18 protein-coding genes are annotated in these 15,839 nt (G+C 74.3%); 9 read left to right on the top strand and 9 right to left on the bottom strand.

Annotation, left to right across the window (positions count from 1 at the left end):
• Nucleotides 1-36 precede the first annotated feature (36 nt).
• Nucleotides 37-1,293, top strand: coding sequence for a GNAT family N-acetyltransferase (locus ACZ8ZB_RS15645; RefSeq protein WP_470738346.1), 1,257 nt, complete (start codon nt 37-39; stop codon nt 1,291-1,293).
• A gap of 163 nt (nt 1,294-1,456) precedes the next feature.
• Here ACZ8ZB_RS15645 and ACZ8ZB_RS15640 read toward each other — a convergent pair whose 3' ends face one another.
• Nucleotides 1,457-1,642, bottom strand: coding sequence for a hypothetical protein (locus tag ACZ8ZB_RS15640; protein WP_470738345.1), 186 nt, complete (start codon nt 1,640-1,642; stop codon nt 1,457-1,459).
• Between the two features lie 180 nt (nt 1,643-1,822).
• On the opposite strand from ACZ8ZB_RS15640, the gene ACZ8ZB_RS15635 reads away from it, so the two are divergent.
• Nucleotides 1,823-2,731, top strand: coding sequence for a winged helix-turn-helix domain-containing protein (locus ACZ8ZB_RS15635; protein WP_470738344.1), 909 nt, complete (start codon nt 1,823-1,825; stop codon nt 2,729-2,731).
• A gap of 33 nt (nt 2,732-2,764) precedes the next feature.
• Here the strand turns inward: ACZ8ZB_RS15635 and ACZ8ZB_RS15630 are convergent, their stop codons facing one another.
• Complete coding sequence (locus ACZ8ZB_RS15630) at nt 2,765-2,953, bottom strand: hypothetical protein (RefSeq protein WP_470738343.1); 189 nt, start codon at nt 2,951-2,953, stop codon at nt 2,765-2,767.
• Between the two features lie 157 nt (nt 2,954-3,110).
• Here ACZ8ZB_RS15630 and ACZ8ZB_RS15625 point away from each other — a divergent pair, with 157 nt between their 5' ends.
• Nucleotides 3,111-3,992: a GntR family transcriptional regulator gene (locus ACZ8ZB_RS15625; RefSeq protein ID WP_470738342.1), complete on the top strand. Its 882-nt coding sequence runs from the start codon at nt 3,111-3,113 to the stop codon at nt 3,990-3,992.
• A 483-nt stretch (nt 3,993-4,475) separates the two neighbouring features.
• Nucleotides 4,476-4,691, top strand: a complete 216-nt coding sequence (locus ACZ8ZB_RS15620; protein ID WP_470738341.1) for a hypothetical protein — start codon at nt 4,476-4,478, stop codon at nt 4,689-4,691.
• Here ACZ8ZB_RS15620 and ACZ8ZB_RS15615 read toward each other — a convergent pair.
• A complete protein-coding gene (locus tag ACZ8ZB_RS15615) occupies nt 4,666-5,553 on the bottom strand; it encodes an NAD(P)-dependent oxidoreductase (RefSeq protein ID WP_470738340.1) in 888 nt (295 codons plus the stop codon). The genes ACZ8ZB_RS15620 and ACZ8ZB_RS15615 overlap by 26 nt on opposite strands.
• Nucleotides 5,554-5,603: 50 nt before the next feature.
• Between ACZ8ZB_RS15615 and ACZ8ZB_RS15610 the strand changes: the two genes are divergently transcribed.
• Both ACZ8ZB_RS15610 and ACZ8ZB_RS15605 read left to right on the top strand, forming a co-directional pair.
• A complete protein-coding gene (locus ACZ8ZB_RS15610; RefSeq protein ID WP_470738339.1) occupies nt 5,604-5,948 on the top strand; it encodes a winged helix-turn-helix transcriptional regulator in 345 nt (114 codons plus the stop codon).
• A gap of 177 nt (nt 5,949-6,125) precedes the next feature.
• Nucleotides 6,126-7,343 (top strand): aminotransferase class V-fold PLP-dependent enzyme, encoded by a 1,218-nt coding sequence (locus ACZ8ZB_RS15605; protein ID WP_470738338.1) that lies wholly within the window; start codon nt 6,126-6,128, stop codon nt 7,341-7,343.
• A gap of 22 nt (nt 7,344-7,365) precedes the next feature.
• On the opposite strand, the gene ACZ8ZB_RS15600 is transcribed toward ACZ8ZB_RS15605, so the two are convergent.
• Genes ACZ8ZB_RS15600 through ACZ8ZB_RS15590 form a run of 3 tightly spaced genes read right to left on the bottom strand, consistent with a single transcriptional unit; the run spans nt 7,366 to nt 10,065 of the window.
• Nucleotides 7,366-9,018: a DUF6297 family protein gene (locus ACZ8ZB_RS15600; protein WP_470738337.1), complete on the bottom strand. Its 1,653-nt coding sequence runs from the start codon at nt 9,016-9,018 to the stop codon at nt 7,366-7,368.
• Nucleotides 9,011-9,673 (bottom strand): ABC transporter ATP-binding protein, encoded by a 663-nt coding sequence (locus ACZ8ZB_RS15595; RefSeq protein ID WP_470738336.1) that lies wholly within the window; start codon nt 9,671-9,673, stop codon nt 9,011-9,013. The genes ACZ8ZB_RS15600 and ACZ8ZB_RS15595 overlap by 8 nt, the downstream gene beginning before the upstream one ends.
• A complete protein-coding gene (locus ACZ8ZB_RS15590; RefSeq protein WP_470738335.1) occupies nt 9,673-10,065 on the bottom strand; it encodes a hypothetical protein in 393 nt (130 codons plus the stop codon). The genes ACZ8ZB_RS15595 and ACZ8ZB_RS15590 overlap by 1 nt, the downstream gene beginning before the upstream one ends.
• A gap of 278 nt (nt 10,066-10,343) precedes the next feature.
• Between ACZ8ZB_RS15590 and ACZ8ZB_RS15585 the strand changes: the two genes are divergently transcribed.
• The 3 genes from ACZ8ZB_RS15585 to ACZ8ZB_RS15575 all read left to right on the top strand — a co-directional run bounded on the left by ACZ8ZB_RS15585 (nt 10,344) and on the right by ACZ8ZB_RS15575 (nt 11,953).
• Nucleotides 10,344-10,808, top strand: a complete 465-nt coding sequence (locus ACZ8ZB_RS15585; protein WP_470738334.1) for a helix-turn-helix domain-containing protein — start codon at nt 10,344-10,346, stop codon at nt 10,806-10,808.
• Nucleotides 10,809-10,886: 78 nt separating this feature from the next.
• Entirely contained in the window at nt 10,887-11,492 is a 606-nt protein-coding gene (locus ACZ8ZB_RS15580; protein WP_470738333.1) for a hypothetical protein, read from the top strand.
• A gap of 128 nt (nt 11,493-11,620) precedes the next feature.
• Nucleotides 11,621-11,953, top strand: a complete 333-nt coding sequence (locus ACZ8ZB_RS15575; protein ID WP_470741492.1) for a DUF2516 family protein — start codon at nt 11,621-11,623, stop codon at nt 11,951-11,953.
• 19 nt (nt 11,954-11,972) lie between these two features.
• Here the strand turns inward: ACZ8ZB_RS15575 and ACZ8ZB_RS15570 are convergent, their stop codons facing one another.
• From ACZ8ZB_RS15570 to ACZ8ZB_RS15560, 3 genes are all read right to left on the bottom strand, one after another.
• Nucleotides 11,973-13,340: a PP2C family protein-serine/threonine phosphatase gene (locus tag ACZ8ZB_RS15570; protein ID WP_470738332.1), complete on the bottom strand. Its 1,368-nt coding sequence runs from the start codon at nt 13,338-13,340 to the stop codon at nt 11,973-11,975.
• 357 nt (nt 13,341-13,697) lie between these two features.
• Nucleotides 13,698-14,786 carry a C40 family peptidase gene (locus ACZ8ZB_RS15565; protein ID WP_470738331.1) on the bottom strand — a complete coding sequence of 363 codons (1,089 nt, stop codon included), beginning with the start codon at nt 14,784-14,786 and terminating at the stop codon, nt 13,698-13,700.
• A 195-nt stretch (nt 14,787-14,981) separates the two neighbouring features.
• The gene (locus ACZ8ZB_RS15560) at nt 14,982-15,773 is read right to left on the bottom strand and encodes a class I SAM-dependent methyltransferase (RefSeq protein ID WP_470741491.1); all 792 of its coding nucleotides are present in this window, start codon (nt 15,771-15,773) and stop codon (nt 14,982-14,984) included.
• Nucleotides 15,774-15,839: the final 66 nt, after the last annotated feature.

Raw genomic sequence — 15,839 nt, 5'->3', positions numbered from 1 at the left:
TCGACACCCGGCGCGCGGCCGACCTACCGTGAGCCCATGACCTCCCGCGCCGCCATCGACGTACGCCCGATCACCGAGTCCGAGTTCGCCGACTGGCAACGGGCCCTGAACACCGGGTTCCTGCGGGAACCCACCCTGTCCGAGGAGATCCTCGAGGCGCGCCGGGCGCAGTTCACGCCCGGCCGGTCGGTCGGGGCCTTCGACGACGGGCGCTGCGTGGCGACGTTCCGGTCCTTCGCGCAGGAGCTGACGGTGGTCGGCGGGGCGACCGTGCCCGCCGATGCCGTCACCAACGTCACCGTCACCGCCACCCACCGCCGTCGCGGCCTGCTCACCCGCATGATGGCGCAGGACCTCGCCGCCGCGAAGGAGCGCGGGGACGTCGTGGCGACGCTGATCGCGGCCGAGTACCCGATCTACGGCCGGTACGGCTTCGGCCCGGCCACCACGGCGACCGAGTGGACCGTCGACGTGCCGCGCGCCGGCCTCGACCCGCGCCGGGCGGGCCCGGAGGACGGCGGCCGGGTCGACCTGGTGGACGGCGAGGACGTCCGCAAGCTCGGTCCCGAGCTGCACGAGCGGCTGCGCCGCACGCAGCCGGGCGCCGTCAGCCGGGACGAGCTGTGGTGGAAGACCACCACCGGTGCCGTGCGCTTCCACCCGGCCTTCCAGGAGCCGTACTACGCGGTGTACCGCTCGGCCGGCGGCGAGGTCGAGGGCATGGCCGCCTACACGGCCGACGACCACTGGGGCGACGCCAAGCAGCCGTTGAACACGGCGCGGGCGAAGTGGCTGACCGCGGTGACCCCGGCCGCCGAGCGGGCGCTGTGGCTCTACCTGTGCTCGATCGACTGGGTGACGCGGGTGAAGAGCGGCTGGCGGGCGCCCGACGATCTGCTCCCGCACCTCCTGCCGGACCCGCGCGCCGCCGCCGTCACCACGCAGGCGGACTGGCTGTGGGTGAGGATGCTGGACGTCGTACGGGCCCTCGAGGCGCGGACGTACGGGGCCGCGGGGACGCTGGTGCTGGAGGTGACCGACCGGGCCGGACTGGCCGGTGGACGCTACCGGCTCGAGGCGTCCGCGGACGGGGCCGGGGTCTGTGCGCCGACCACCGGGAGCGCCGACCTCACGCTGGACGTCGCCGAGTTGTCCGTGCTGTGGCTGGGGGACGAGTCGGCGGTGCGCCTCGCGGCGCTGGGCCGGGTCCGGGAAGAACGAGCGGGCGCCGCCCGTCAGGCCGACGCCCTGCTGCGTACCTCCAGGCGACCGTGGTGCCCGGACGTGTTCTGAGCGCTGTCGCTCCCGCGCCCCTGCCGCCCTCCTCCTTCCGCCGACGACGGGTGACTCGTCCGTAGCGAGCTGTTCGGTTGTGGTGGTGCGGGTGGTGCCCGCCGACGGGACTCCCGGCTCCCCTCCGGAGAGGAGCCCGGCCGGCGGTCCGTGCGGTGTGCCGTCAGCCGGACTGGGCGAACAGCATCACGAGGATGACCGCGCCGATGCCGCTGATCACGGTGTTCCGTGCCTTGATGCCCACGGTGAGGACGACGAAGGCGATGATTCCCATCGGCCCGTACTTCCACTGGACGAGCTGCTCGAACCCGATGGCCAGGGCTGCGAGGGCGATGGCGATGAGCGGCATGACGGTCCCCCTTGTCGTTCGCGGCCCCCACCTCTCTCCCCGATGGCCAACCCTCTGAGGAATCGACCAGGTTGTGAGAGTTGGTTGCCAACTTGCTTTCAGTTATAGCCACTTGGGAGAGGCTTATAACCATCATTCAGTGAACTGCCCGAAGATGGCGGGAAGTTGTACTGTTCGGATGTGGACCCGGAACACGTCTCCGCCCCCGGGCGGAAGAAGCCGCAACGGCCGCGGCCCGCACCTCGTGAGGTGGCCGACGAACTGCGCGCGCGGATCAGGTCCGGGGCGCTGCGGCCGGGGCAGCGCATGCCCACCCAGGCCCAGCTCGCCGCCGAGTTCGGCGTGGAGCGTCCCGTGGTGCGCCAGGCGTTGCGCATCCTGCAGTCCGAGCAACTGCTCACCAACGTCTCCAAGGGCGCCCCGGCGACCGTCGCCGTCGACCCCGCCAGGGCGGTGAGCGGCCCCTCGGCGCTCCCGCTGCCCACCACGGCGGGCCTCGCGCCCAGGATCGCCGCCGCCTTCGAGGCCGAGCACGTCGAGATCGACGCCGTCTGCCTGACCTCGGTCTCCCTCACCCTGGCCCTCGGGGAGCCGCTGCGCCAGATCCACTCGGGACGGCTGAAACCGGCCAAGATCGACCTCCGGGTGCTGCTGCCCGGCCGGGACATCGACCTCGCCTTCCCGGTGCCGGTCGAGGGGCGCGACGGCGCGAAGGGCCCGGTGCACGAGCGGTGGCTGGTCCAGCGCAACGCCCAGGCCCGGGTGCTCCGCCACAACCTGCTCGGCCTGCGCGCCACCCACGGCGTCGACGTGCGCGTCTCCTTCCGGGCGCTGCCGTTCACCCCGCCGGTGAAGCTGTACCTGCTCAACGGCCAGGAGGCGCTGTTCGCCTACTACACGCTGGCGCGCGGCAAGGCGCAGATCGACCAGGAGTACCTGGAGACGTACGACGCGCAGGGCGTCCGGTCCCTGCTGTTCGCCTTCGAGCAGGGGGCCGTCCTGCGGGACGCCGCGTTCGTGGAGCAGTCGCGCCGGTGGTTCGACGCGCTGTGGGAGACCATCGGTTCGGAGCTGGTGCTCACGGGCTGACGCCTCCCGCGGGCCCGGGGCGGCGCCGGCTTCTCACAGGGCCGGCCTCGTCACCAGCAGTGCGAGCAGGACCGCTCCGGCGGAGCTGATGCCCGGCCGGTTGGATCGGACGCCTATGGTGAGCAGCAGCAGGCCGAGGATGCCGGCCGCGCCGTACTGCCACTGGACGAGCTGTTCGACGGTGAGGACCAGGACGGCGGAGACGAGGGCGAGGACGGGCACGGTGCTTTCCTCCTTCGGCTGTGGGTCGGGCTGCGGAACCAGGCGCATGCCAACTTGAAAAAGTTGGTAACCAACTCTATGTAGGTTGTCCCCACTTGGCTTCTCGTCGCAAACAACTTTCAAGCAACTCCCGTCAGATGGATCAAAGTTGTAGCGTTTGGCCGTGACCCAGGAGAACGTCGCAGTGAGCGGCAGCAGCAGAGTCCCGCCGCAGGAGATCGCCGACATCCTGCGGGAACGCATCCGGTCCGGCGAGCTCAAGAGGGGCGACCGCCTGCCCACCCAGGCGGAGCTGGCCGAGGAGTTCGGCGTGGAGCGCGGCGCCGTTCGCCAGGCCCTGCGCACCCTGCGGGAGGACGGCCTGCTCACCAACCACGGCAAGGGCAGCCCGCCGCGGATCGCCGAACCGGCCCCCGTTCCGGAGGAACCCCAGCCGACGATGGTGGGACTGGCGCCGCGCCTGACGGAGGCGTTCTCGACGGCCCAGGTGCGGATCGACGCGGTGTGCCTGACCGCCGAGAGCCTGATGCTGGCGCTGAGCGAGCCGGTCCGGCACATCCACGAGGGCCGCACCCGCCCCGATTCGGTCGACGTCCGCATCCTGCTGCCCAGCCGGAGGATCAACCTGGCCTTCCCCGTCCCGGTCGAGGGGCGCGACGGCACCGACGACCCGGTGCACGAGCGGTGGCTGGTCCAGCGCAACGCCCAGGCCCGGGTGCTCCGGCACAACCTGCTCGCCCTGCGCGCCACCCACGGCGTCGACGTGCGCGTCTCCTTCCGCGCGCTGCCGTTCACCCCGCCGGTGAAGCTGTACCTGCTCAACGGCCAGGAGGCGCTGATCGGCTACTACCTGCTGACCCGGCGCGAGGAGGAGTGGGAGAGCCGCACCCTGGAGATGTACGACGCCCTGGGCTCCCAGTCCCTGCTCTTCCCCTTCGTCAGGCGGGACGGGCAGCGGGAGCGGGCGTTCGTGGAGGAGTCCCAGAAGTGGTTCGACGCCCTCTGGGGAACCATCACGACGGACCTGACACTCTCCTAGCGGCCCCTGAGGCGAAACGGACCGGTGCGGTGACACCTGCACCGCGAGAACTTCATCGCCGGTCCCGGGCGGCGGCTCTGGGCCATCGACCGGGACTCGCGATGGCCGGTGATCCGCTCCACGACCTGGCCGCCCACCCGTACCTCATGCGGTATCCGCAGTGGCGGGCCCGCAGGCCCGCCGGGCGCTGGGCGGGCACCGTCGAGGACGTCCGCCCCGGCGGCTCCACGGGCCGGCGGCGCGACCTGGGACCGCTCCTGGTCTACGGGAAGACCCAGTCCGTGTTCACCGACGTTCACCGACCTCATCCGCGCGGCGCTGTCGCCGGCCCCGGGCCGGGTCGCGGACGCGCTCCTGCGCCGGTACCGGGACCACGCGCCGGCCGGTGGCGGCGCGGCGGACCGACCGGCCGGCCGGCGCGGGCCGTGGCCGTGGGCTCGCCGCACGAGCGGGATCGGCCTGCGGGAGCGCAGGAAGCGGCGGATGCGCCGGACCGTGTCGGACATCGCCGTGCGGCTCTTCCTGGAGCGCGGCCTCGACGCCGTGTCCGTCGCCGAGGCGGCGGCCGCGGAGGCGCAGGAGCGGGGACTGCACCGGCTCTGCGTGGTGCTGACCCGGGCGGTGTCCCGGCTGGAGGTGGTGCGGGCGCGGGAGCTGCCCTTCTGGCGCCCGGTCAGCGGCGGGCGAGCACCTCGGTGACCCGGGTGAAGCCGTCCGTGCCGTGCCCGAGCGCGATGACCCGCCGGGTCTGTCCCTCGATCACCCGCATCACGCTCGCGTCGATGCCGTGGGTCTCGGAGGCGTGGACGACGTGGGCCATGGTCGAGGCGGCCGAGGTGATCGGGTTCGCCTCGCCCGAGTACGTGCCGGCGTCGGTGTCGGCCGCGAACTCGGTGAACAGGGGCGGGAGGATCGCGGCGATTCCCTGGGCGAAGGGAGCGAGCTCCGTCGCGGTGACGCCCTCCGCGCGGGCCACGGCGAGGGCGTGCGCGTAACCGGCCATCGCCGTCCAGAAGATGTCGAGCAGCGCGATGTCGTACGCCGCCGCCCGGCCGATCTCCTCCCCGAGGTGGGTGTGGCTGCCGCCGAGCACCGCCAGCACGGGCCGGTGCTCCCGGTACAGCTCCTCGGAGCCGCTGTGGAGGAAGACCGCGTCGTCCGTGCCGATGGTCGGGGTCGGGGTCATGATCGCCCCGTCCAGGTAGTGGACGCCGTGCCGGGCGGCCCACTCGGCCGTGTCCCGGGCGCGTTCGGGGGTGTCGGCGCTCAGGTTCACGACCGTACGGCCCTTGAGGGCGGCGGCGACGGCCTCCTGGCGCAGCACGGCGTCCGAGGCGTCGTAGTTCACCACGCAGACGACGGTGAGCGGGGCGGCGGCGACCGCCTCCTCGGGCGAGGCCGCCGAGGCCGCGCCCCGGGCGGCCAGCTCGGCGTCCCGGCCGGGCGTGCGGTTCCAGACCGTGGTGCGCACCCCCGCGTCCAGGAACGCGCCGGCCAGCGCCCGGCCCATCGGACCGAGACCGAGGACGGTGACGGAGGGCTGGTCGGTGTGCACGGACATGTGTCAACTCCCGTAATGTTCATGGTGATTACTGAGGAAAGGGGCGGGGTATGACGCACCGGCGCCACGATCCGGACGTCTGCGGGGTGACCGCCGCGATCGCCGTGATCGAGGGCAAGTGGAAGACCACGCTGCTGTGGCTGCTGGAGTCGGGACCGCACCGGCCGGCCGCACTGCGCCGAGAGGTGCCGGGCCTCACCGAGAAGGTGCTCACCCAGGCGCTGCGCGAGATGGAGGCGGACGGGCTGGTGCACCGGGAGGTGCACGACGTACTGCCGCCGAAGACGGTCTACTCCCTGACCGCGTTCGGCCGCGAGCTCGCCGGGGCGCTGGCCCCCCTGTCCGACTGGGGGCACCGCCGCCTGGAGAGGCTGGCCGAGGCCCCGGCCTCCTGACGGGCGGCCGTTCCCGCTCCCTTCCTCTCCGGCGCCCGCAACCAGGTTCGCCGGGCGCCGCCGCGCTGTCGAGTACGCACAAAAAAGTGCGTGTGCCCGCCGCCGGGACACCTCGTGGCGCTCGTGCGGCCGCGTTAGGATCCGGGTTCCGCACCGAGGCACGGGGAGGGGAGTCGCGTGAGCGAGGTCACCGCCGCCCCCCGGCCCCTGCTGCTGGCCGACGGCCGGCCGGCCGCGCGGGCCTGGTCGCTGGACCCCGCCCTGCGCCACCTCAACCACGGTTCCTTCGGCGCCGTACCGCTGGTCGCCCAGGAGCGGCAGCAGGAGTTGCGCGCGCGGATGGAGAGCGCCCCGGTGGTGTGGTTCTCCGGGCTGCCGGAGCGGATCGCGGCGGCCCGGGCCGAGCTCGCCGCCTTCCTCGGCGCGGACCCCGGCGACCTCGCCCTGGTGCCGAACGCGAGCGCCGGCGCGAGCGTCGTGTACGCCGGCCTGGAGCGCCGGGGCGGCGGGGAGATCGTCGTCACCGACCACGGCTACGGCGCCGTGACGGCGGGCGCCGAACGGCTGGCCCGCCGCTGGGGCGGCCGGGTGCGCACCGCCAGGGTGCCGCTGGACGCCGACGAGGAGCAGGCGTACCAGGCGGTGACGGCCGAGGTGGGCGAGGCCACCGGGCTCGTCGTCCTCGACCAGGTCACCTCGGCGACCGCCCGCCGGCTGCCGGTGGAGCGGATCGGCGCCGAGACGCGGCGGCGCGGCGTCCCGCTGCTCGTGGACGGTGCGCACGCGCCCGGTCTGATCGCCGCCCCGCTCGACGGGTGGGACGGCGACTTCTGGACGGGCAACCTGCACAAGTGGGGCTGCGCGCCGCGCGGCACCGCGGCCCTGGTGGCGCGCGGTCCGCTGCGGGAGGGGCTGTACCCGCTGATCGACTCGTGGGGCGCCGCCGATCCGTACCCCGACCGCTTCGACCAGCAGGGCACGCTCGACGCGACCGGCCCCCTGGCCGCGGCGACGGCCCTCGACTTCGTCGACCGCGTCTGGGGCTGGCCCGCCGCCCGCCGGTACATGGACGAGCTGGCCGGTTACGGCGCGCGGATCGTGGGCGCCGCGCTCGCCGGGCTGACGGGTGCGGACGCGTCCGTCGACGTCGGCATGGCGGTGCCCGGCATGCGGCTGGTGCGGCTGCCCGACGGCCTCGGCGAGAACCGCCTCGCGGCCGACGCGCTGCGCGACCGGGCCCCGGCGGAGCTGGGCGTCGAGGCGGCCTTCACCAGCTTCGGCGGAGCCGGCTACCTGCGGCTGTCCGCGCACGTCTACAACACGGCCGAGGACTACGAGTACGTCGCCGAGAAGTGCGTCCCCGTCCTCGGCGAGTGGGCCCGCGCGGCACGGTGAGGGGGCGACGAGCCCGGTGGGCTCAACGGCCGCGCACGGTCCTGCGCGCCGTCACCCCTGCCCACCAGGCCGTTCCCGCCCCGACGGCCAGCGGCCACAGCAGACCCACGGCATTCGGCTCACCCCCGCGCACCGGACCGTCCACGACCGCCAGGCAGCCCAGTGTCACCAGCGGTCCCCGCGCCTGCCACAGCAGTGCCGCGAGTGGCCCCGTGTCACCCAGCGGCGTCGTCGAACCGATCATCAGATGCACCGGTACGACGCCCCGGTAGGCGCTCACCAGCGCGGCGCCGACCAGCGCGGGCACCAGCGAGGGCAGCACCAGGAGCCGGTCCGACCACACGCCGGCCACCGCAGCCGCCGCCGTGCCCAGGGCGAACAGCACCAGCAGTCCCGCCGCGGGCACCGCCCCGTGCCACAGCGCCAGCACCCGGGCGGGCCAGGGCAGATGTGCCGAGCGCCGGACGTCGTCCGTCTCCAGACGCGCCGGTTCCGCCAGTTGCGCCGCGGCCAGATACCCGGCCGGCAGCGCCGTCAGCGAGACCGCGGCCGGTGTGTCGTCCAGGCACAGCAGCGCCACGGCCACGGTGGCCCAGATCGTCGCCCACACCGGCCGCCCCGGTGCGCGCAGCAGCGCGGTCGCGTCCCGCCACGGGACGAGCAGCCCCGCCCGTCGCGGGAGCGGCAGGCGCGGGGTGGAGCGCGCGGTGCGCGAGCGAGTGGCTCGTACGGCCGCCCGTGCCTGCCGTAGATCCAGGGAGTACAGGGACGCCTGCACCCGCAGCGCGGTGCCCGCCTGGGTGCGCAGCACCCGGGCCGGGATCCGTGCTGCCGCGCCGGCTCCTGCCCGGCCCGCGGCGGCCAGCACCGGGGCCGACAGCGCGGCCCCGGCCCATCCGGCCGCTGCGGGGGCCTCGCCCGCCACCGCCACCAGCGGCAGCGCGGCCCAGCCCCACGGCCCTGACCAGGGCACGACCAGCTCCGCGGCCCATGGGCCGCCCGCCAGGGAGGCGGCGGCGAGCAGCCAGAGGACCGCCGCCACCGCCCACGCCGTCCGCCGGATCCAGGCCCGGCGCCGCAGCCCGGTGTCGCTGTGCCGTTGGACCAGGGCGGCCAGGCCGGTCCCGGCGAAGCCGGTCGTCGCGCCCGTCATCGCCCCCGCGGTGGTCGCGGCCCACCAGGAGCCCGCGCCGAGAGCGTGCACCAGGAACCCGGCCACGGCGCCGGCAGCGCTCGCGATCGCCGTGGTGGTCACCGACGCCGCGACGAAGCGGGGCAGCAGCAGGGCGCGCCGCAGCACGGGCTGCGGCAGCAGCCACGACAACGCGGCCCGCTCCAGCAGAACGGGCCCCTGCCACATGGCCCGCTCGGCCAGTACCAGCACCACGGTGGCCAGCACGGCGGGCAGGGTCGTCGGCAGCGCCGACAGCAGGCGCTCGGCCACCGGCCCCCGCAGCCGGCCGTCCGCGCCGGCCCGCGCAGCGGCGACCAGCAGGGGGACGCCCCAGATGCCGAGCAGCAGTGCCGTGCAGTACAACGTGTAGGCGATGCTCTTGCGTCGCTCCTCACGCTGCCCCGCCCGGACCGTCCGGAGCCGGGCCAGGACCGCGCCGGTGTGGCGGGCGGCGTCGGCCTCGTCCGCGATGCGCACCGGACGCGCCATCGGCTCAGCCACCGGACACACCCGCGACCAGCAGGCCTTCGCCGGACACGGTGTATTCGGCGTCGGCCACGGCGTCCGCCAGCTCCCGGTCGTGGGTGGCCAGGAGCACCGCCGTCCCCCGTTCCTTCGCGGACCGCAGCCGTCCGGCCAGCCGGGCCCGGGCGTCCGCGTCGAGCCGCTGCTCGGGCTCGTCGAGCAGGAGCAGCTCGGCGGGCCGGACGAAGGCCTGCGCCAGCGCCATCAACTGGCTCTGCCCGGAGGACAGCTGGTGCGGCAGCGCGTCGGCGCGCTCGGTCAGACGGTGTTCGGCCAGCACCTCGTCCACCGCGTCCTTCGCCCCGTCGCCCAGGCCGTGCGCCAGGGCGACCAGCATCAGATGCTCACGGACGCTCAGGTCCGGATAGCCCACCCCGCTGTCCAGGACGGCGGCGACGGTGGCCCGTACGGCCCAGTCGTCCTCGGAGACGGTCGTGCCGCGCAGTGTGACGCTGCCCGACTCCGGGAGTTCCTGCCCGGCGGCGAGCCGCAGCAGAGTGGACTTCCCCGAACCGTTCTCACCGAGCAGGACGGCGCACTCGCCCGCGCCGACGGCCAGGCTCACCCCGTCGAGGACGGTCCGGCCGCCGTACCCGTGCCGCACGTCCGTCAGTTCCAGCAGGGCGCTCATCAGGCCGCGTCCGCCGCCTCGTGGGCCGACACGCGGTGCCGGCCGCCGGGACCGCGGGGCTCCTTCGGCCGGCCCGCGTACCGCTCGACGAGCCGCGGACCGGCGCGCCGGGCCATGGCGTCGGTCTCGGCGGGCCTGGCGTGGCGCAGCACGGTGCGGGCCGGGCCGTCGGCGGGCATACGGGCCGAGGAGCCGATGCCGGACACATCCACCCCGCGACCGGTCGGCGGTACGGCGGGCCGCCCGTCCCCCGCACCCGGCTCCAGCACGGAACCCCCGGGGGGACGGAGCGCCGGGACGGGCTCCACGGTCCCGGTCGTGCCGGAGAACGCGTCCGGGTGCATCCGGTCGTGGATGTCCGCAAGAAGATCGTCGTGAGCGTTGGTCCCCATGGTGGGCGACGCTAGGCACGCCCCGTCGAGCAGATCAAGAACGAATGATCAGTGCGACCAGGAAGCGGTCCCCTCGCGGGAGCGGCGTTTCCCGCGCTCGAGCAGTCGTCCAGTGGCCTCGAAGGGGTGCGCGGGCCGTGGTCCGGGGCCGAAAACTTTCCTCGGCCCGCGCGAACGAGAAGCCGGTGTGCTCGGGCACACCGGCCCCCGACCGTGTCGTGGCGCACTCTTGCAAGCAGGTGCTTGCAATAGTTAGCGAGGTGGGGCAGTGTGGAGGCATGGCCTCGCTCAACGTCGGCAATCTCGGTGAGTACCTGCGCGAGCAGCGGCGCAGCGCGCAGTTGTCGCTGCGGCAGCTCGCCGAGGCCGCCGGGGTGTCCAATCCGTACCTCAGTCAGATCGAGCGCGGGCTGCGCAAACCGAGCGCGGAGGTCCTGCAGCAGGTCGCCAAGGCGCTGCGGATCTCCGCCGAGACGCTGTACGTCCGGGCCGGGATCCTCGACGCCGAGCGGGACCGGTCCGAGGTCGAGACGCGGGCCGCCGTCCTCGCCGATCCCACGCTGACCGGGCGTCAGAAGCAGGTGCTGCTCCAGATCTACGAGTCGTTCCGCAAGGAGAACGGGTTTGGGGGCGCCGAGGACGGTGAGGCGACGCCCGGGGATCCCGCCGACGCCCCGGCGCACGGCACGGTCGGCGACAGCGACAGCGACAGTGACACCGGTCCGCGGCGAACGGCCGGCTGAGCCGGACCAGGGCGCCGGCCGCCCGCCGCGGACCACATGAAACCCCCAGTCGAGAACGAATCCGGGAGGACCCTCACCATGGCCATCACCGACGACCTGCGCAAGACCTTCAGCGACCCGACCCCGCTCTACTTCGCCGCCGGCACCGCCGACCTCGCGCTGCAGCAGGCCAAGAAGGTGCCGGCCCTGGTGGAGCAGCTGCGCGCCGAGGCCCCGGCCCGCATCGAGGCGGTGCGCAACACCGACCCCAAGGCCGTCCAGGAGCGGGCGACCGTCCGGGTCCGGGAGACGCAGGAGACGCTCCAGACCAAGGTCGGCGAGCTCTTCGGCTCGCTCGACACCGACCTGAAGAAGCTCGGTGAGAACGCCCAGGACCTCGCGCTGCGCGGGGTCGGCATCGCCGCCGAGTACGCCGTCAAGGCCCGGGAGGCCTACGAGAAGGTCGCCGAGCACGGCGAGCAGGCCGTGAAGACCTGGCGCGGCGAGGCCGCCGAGAGCATCGAGGACATCGCCGTCGCGGTCGAGCCGCCGGCCGAGCCGAAGCCCGCGACCCGGCTGGAGCCGGTCGAGGTCAAGGACGACAAGCCCGTCGCCGACGGGGCCACCGAGATGAGGAAGCCCGCCGTCAAGAAGGCCCCGGTGCGCAAGGCCGCGGCGAAGAAGCCGACGCCGCCCGCGGAGTAGGCGGGACGGAACCGGACGGGCCGGGCACTCTCACGGTGCCCGGCCCGTTGTCCGGGTAGCCGACCGCCGGATGCGGGTACGGTGACGGCGTAGAGGACGAGCCGATTCTGGTGGTGGACGTTGTGCTGATGCAGGGCTTCGCGGGGTTCATGTGGCTGCTGAGCATGGCCCTGATCGTGTTCAGCGGCTTCGCGCTGATCGACGCCGCCACGCGCCGTGAGGACGCCTACCGCGCGGCGGACAAGAAGACCAAGCCGTTCTGGCTGATCATCCTCGGTCTCGCCTTCGTGGTGAACCTGGTCTTCAACATCCTGTCGTTCCTGCCGGTCATCGGGCTGATCGCGACCATCGTGTACATGGTCGACGTCCGCCCGGCCCTGCGCGGTCTCTCCGGCGGCGGGCGCTCCCGCAGGGGCTCCAGCAGCGACGGCCCCTACGGCCCGTACAACGGCGGCCGTTGACGGGAGGCGGCCCCGCCGGTCACACCGCCCGGTCCAGCAGCAGCACCGCCACGTCGTCCGTCAGCTCGCCCCCGTTGAGGTCCCGGACCTCGTCGACGGCGGTGCGCAGCAGCTCCTCCCCGCGCAGTCCCTCGGAGAGCCGGCGGCGGATCATCTCCACCATGCCGTCCTGGCCGAGCCGCTCCCCGGTGTCGCCGACCCGGCCCTCGATCAGGCCGTCGGTGTAGAGCATCAGGCTCCACTCGGCGCCCAGCTCCACCCGCGTCCGCGGCCAGCGGGCGCCCGGCAGCATGCCGAGCGCCGGGCCGTTGTCGTCATACGGCAGCAGGCGCGCGGGGTGTCCGGGGCGGGCGAGCAGCGGCGACGGGTGGCCGGCCAGGCACAGTCCCGCCCGGCGGCCGTCCGGGGCGATGTCCACCGCGCACAGGGTCGCGAAGATCTCGTCGTCCGGCCGTTCGTGCTCCAGCACCTGCTGCAGCGTGCCCAGCAGTTGGTCCCCGCACAGGCCCGCGAGGGTCAGCGCGCGCCAGGCGATGCGCAGCTCCACACCGAGGGCGGCCTCGTCCGGGCCGTGCCCGCAGACGTCGCCGATCATGGCGTGCACGGTGCCGTCCGGGGTGCGGACGACGTCGTAGAAGTCCCCGCCGAGCAGGGCGCGGGAGCGGCCGGGGCGGTAGCGGGCGGCGAACCGCAGCGAGGAGCCGTCCAGCAGCGGGGTGGGCAGCAGACCGCGTTCCAGCCGGCGGTTCTCCTGGGCGCGCACGCGGCCCTCGGCGAGCCGCCGCTCGGCGGAGTCGGACCGCTTGCGCTCCACCGCGTACCGGATCGCCCGGCTCAGCAGCCGGCCGTCCAGCTCGTCGCGGACGAGGTAGTCCTGGGCGCCCACCCGTACGGCCTCCGCGCCGCGCTCGGCGTCGTCGGCGCCGGTGAGCGCGAGGACGGCGTGCCGGGGTGCGAGCTCCAGGACGTGCCTGAGCACGGCGAGCTCGTCGTCACCGCCGCCCGCCCGGCCCGGCGCGGGCAGCGCGAGGTCCAGCAGGATGCAGTGCACGTCGTCGGTCAGCAGCCGTCCGGCCTCGGTGAGGTTGCGGGCGGTGCGGACGCGGATCGGCTTGCCGGACTGGTCGAGCAGCTCCGGCACGATCGGCGATCCGCCGGGGTCGTCCTCGATCAGCAGCAGTGTGAGGTGGGTGGGGGCGGGCGTCTCGGGCCGGTCCGGCGCGGAGCCGGCCCGGCCCGTGGCGTTCTCGGACGGGTCCGCCGCGCGCGGGGCCGCCGCCCTGGCCTCCGAGGAGTCCTGGGCGGAGCCGCCGTTCGGTGCGGCGGCCGGCGCCTGACCACCTTCCGCGGCCGGGATCGCTCGCTGCCGCGGTACGGGTGCGGACATTGTCGCGGGTTCCTTCCCTCCCCCCGAGGGCACGGTGGGGGCTCCGGCCGTAGGCCCGTGCCCTGCTCCCACCTCCGGGTGCGAGCAGGGGACGCCCCCTTGGAACGGGGACGATAGCGGCTGACGGCGCCGCCGCGGAATGGTGTGGACCACGCCGCTCCGTCCTCGACCACCGTCATATGCCGCGTTTACCACCGCAGTTGGACAGGGTGCGGACGCCATCGAAATGACGAACGTCACGTTCGCGGGGGTTTGCCCGGGAGTCCGACGTGTACTGGGTCACATGGCGCGTCTCGCCGGGCAGTTGAGCGGACGGGTGGGGGGCGGCCGTGGGGTGGTCGGGAGGGTGCGAACCGCTCAGCTGTCGTCCGCGTCCGGCCGCACCACCCCGAGGATCGGCATCGATCCGGCTCCCGCGAGCGTCACCGTCCGCCCCGGGCGCGGGGCGTGCACCATCATGCCGTCCCCGACGTACATCCCCACGTGGCTGGCGTCGGCGAAGTAGATGAGGAGGTCGCCGGGCCGCATGTCGTCGATGTCGACGCGCCTCAGCTGCTTCCACTGCGCCTGCGACGTGCGCGGCATGCTCCGCCCGGCCGAGATCCAGGCCTGGGAGGTCAGTCCGGAGCAGTCGTACGTGTTCGGCCCCTCGGCGCCCCACTGGTAGGGCTTCCCGATCTGCGCGGTGGCGTACGCGACGGCCTTGCCGCCCTGCTCCGTCGCCTTGCCCCCGATCTCGTCGAGGATGCCGGAGCCCAGCCAGGAGGCCTGCGCCTCGGCGGCGGCCTGCTGCTCCAGCAGGGCCAGGCGCTCCTTCTCCTCCTCCTCCAGCTCGGACTCGAGCTTCTCGGCCGCCTCGATCCGCTTCTCGATCTTCTTCTGCGCCTCGGCCTTGGCCCTGCGGCCCGTCTCGAGCTTCTCCCTCTGCGCTTCGGCGTCCTGCGCGTACTGCTCCAGGTCCTGCTGGGCGCGGGTCATCTCCCCGAGCAGGCCCCTGGTCGCGTGCTCGCCCTGGCGCACCCGGCCCGCGCCGTCGAGGAACTCCTGCGGGTCGTCGCTCAGCATCAGGTGGGCCTCGGGCGGAAGCCCGCCGCCGCGGTACTGGGCGGCGGCCGCGGCGCCCGCGCGGGCCTTCAGCTCGTCCAGCCTCTCCCGGCCCTCGACGATCTTCTTCGCCAGCCGGACGACCTGGGCGGACTGCTGCCGCGCCTTCTCCTCGGCGGCGTTGTACTCGTCGGTGGCGACGGCCGCCGCGCGATAGAGCTTGTCGAGCTTCTCGCGCACGGCCTCCAGGTCCCTGTCGGCGACCACGGTGACGCTCGCGCTCGTACCGGGGGACGGCGGGGGAGCGGGAGCCGCGAACGCCGTACCGGGCGACGCCAGCACGGTGACCGCACAGACCACGGTCACGGCCGCCGTGAGCAACCCGCGCTTGCCCGTCCGCATGAGGCACACCCCCGTTGATTAACCGTCAGTAACATACGGTCGCCCAGGGGATGCTGCCATGCCGACGCGCGAAACGACAGGGGGAGTACCTTCCGTCTTCCCCCGTACGGCACCTCCGGCGCGGCGATCGTCCCGCCCGTGTGACGAACGGCCCGCGGAGATCGTTCCCGGCCCGCGCCGCCACGGGGCCGGGGGTCACCCGAGCGGCGCCAGCGCCTCCCACCGCACCGTCACTTCCCCCTGCCGCCACCGCCCCGGCCCGTCCGTCACCGGCCAGTCGGCCGTGAGGTCCCGCACCGTCCGGATCCAGCGCTGTCGCGCGCCGTACGAGGCGTAGGGCGCGGCGGCGGCCCAGGCGCGGTCGAAGTCGCGCAGGAAGGCGTGCACCGGCTCGCCCGGCACATTGCGGTGGATGAGCGCCTTCGGCAGGCGTTCCGCCAGGTCGGAGGGGCGCTCCAGGGAGCCGAGCCGGGCCGCGAAGGTGACCGTGCGCGGCCCTTCCGGGCCGAGGGCGACCCAGACGTGCCGGCGCCCGATCTCGTCGCAGGTCCCCTCGACCAGCAGCCCGCCGCGCGAGCCCGTCGCCGGGTCGGCGGGCGCGAGCCGCGCGCACAGCCGCCGCCACACGGCGGCGACCTCGGCCTCGTCGTACTGGCGCAGCACGTTCGCCGCGCGGACCAGCACCGGCCGCCCGGGGACCGGGACCTCGAAGCCGCCGCGGAGGAAGACCAGCCCCTCGCGCTCGTACGGCCGTGCCGCCGCGACCCGGGCCGGTTCGATCTCGACGCCCGTCACACGCGTGCGGGGCGCCGCGGCGCGCAGCCGGTGCAGCAGTTCGACCGCCGTCCAGGGGGCCGCGCCGTAGCCGAGGTCGACGGCGACGGGATCGGCGGCGCGGCGCAGTTCCGCGCCGTGCACGGCCGCGATCCAGCGGTCCATGCGGCGCAGCCGGTTGGGGTTGGTGGTGCCGCGCGTCACCGTGCCGATGACGGGACTCCCCCCGCTCGAGCGGAGCCGGGAGCGGGGGAGGGCGCGGACTGTCATGGCAACGAG

It is taken from the genome of Streptomyces sp. 12E (assembly GCF_055633275.1).
Note: the sequence above shows the minus strand (reverse complement) of the source record. Positions and strands in the feature narration are given on the sequence as shown.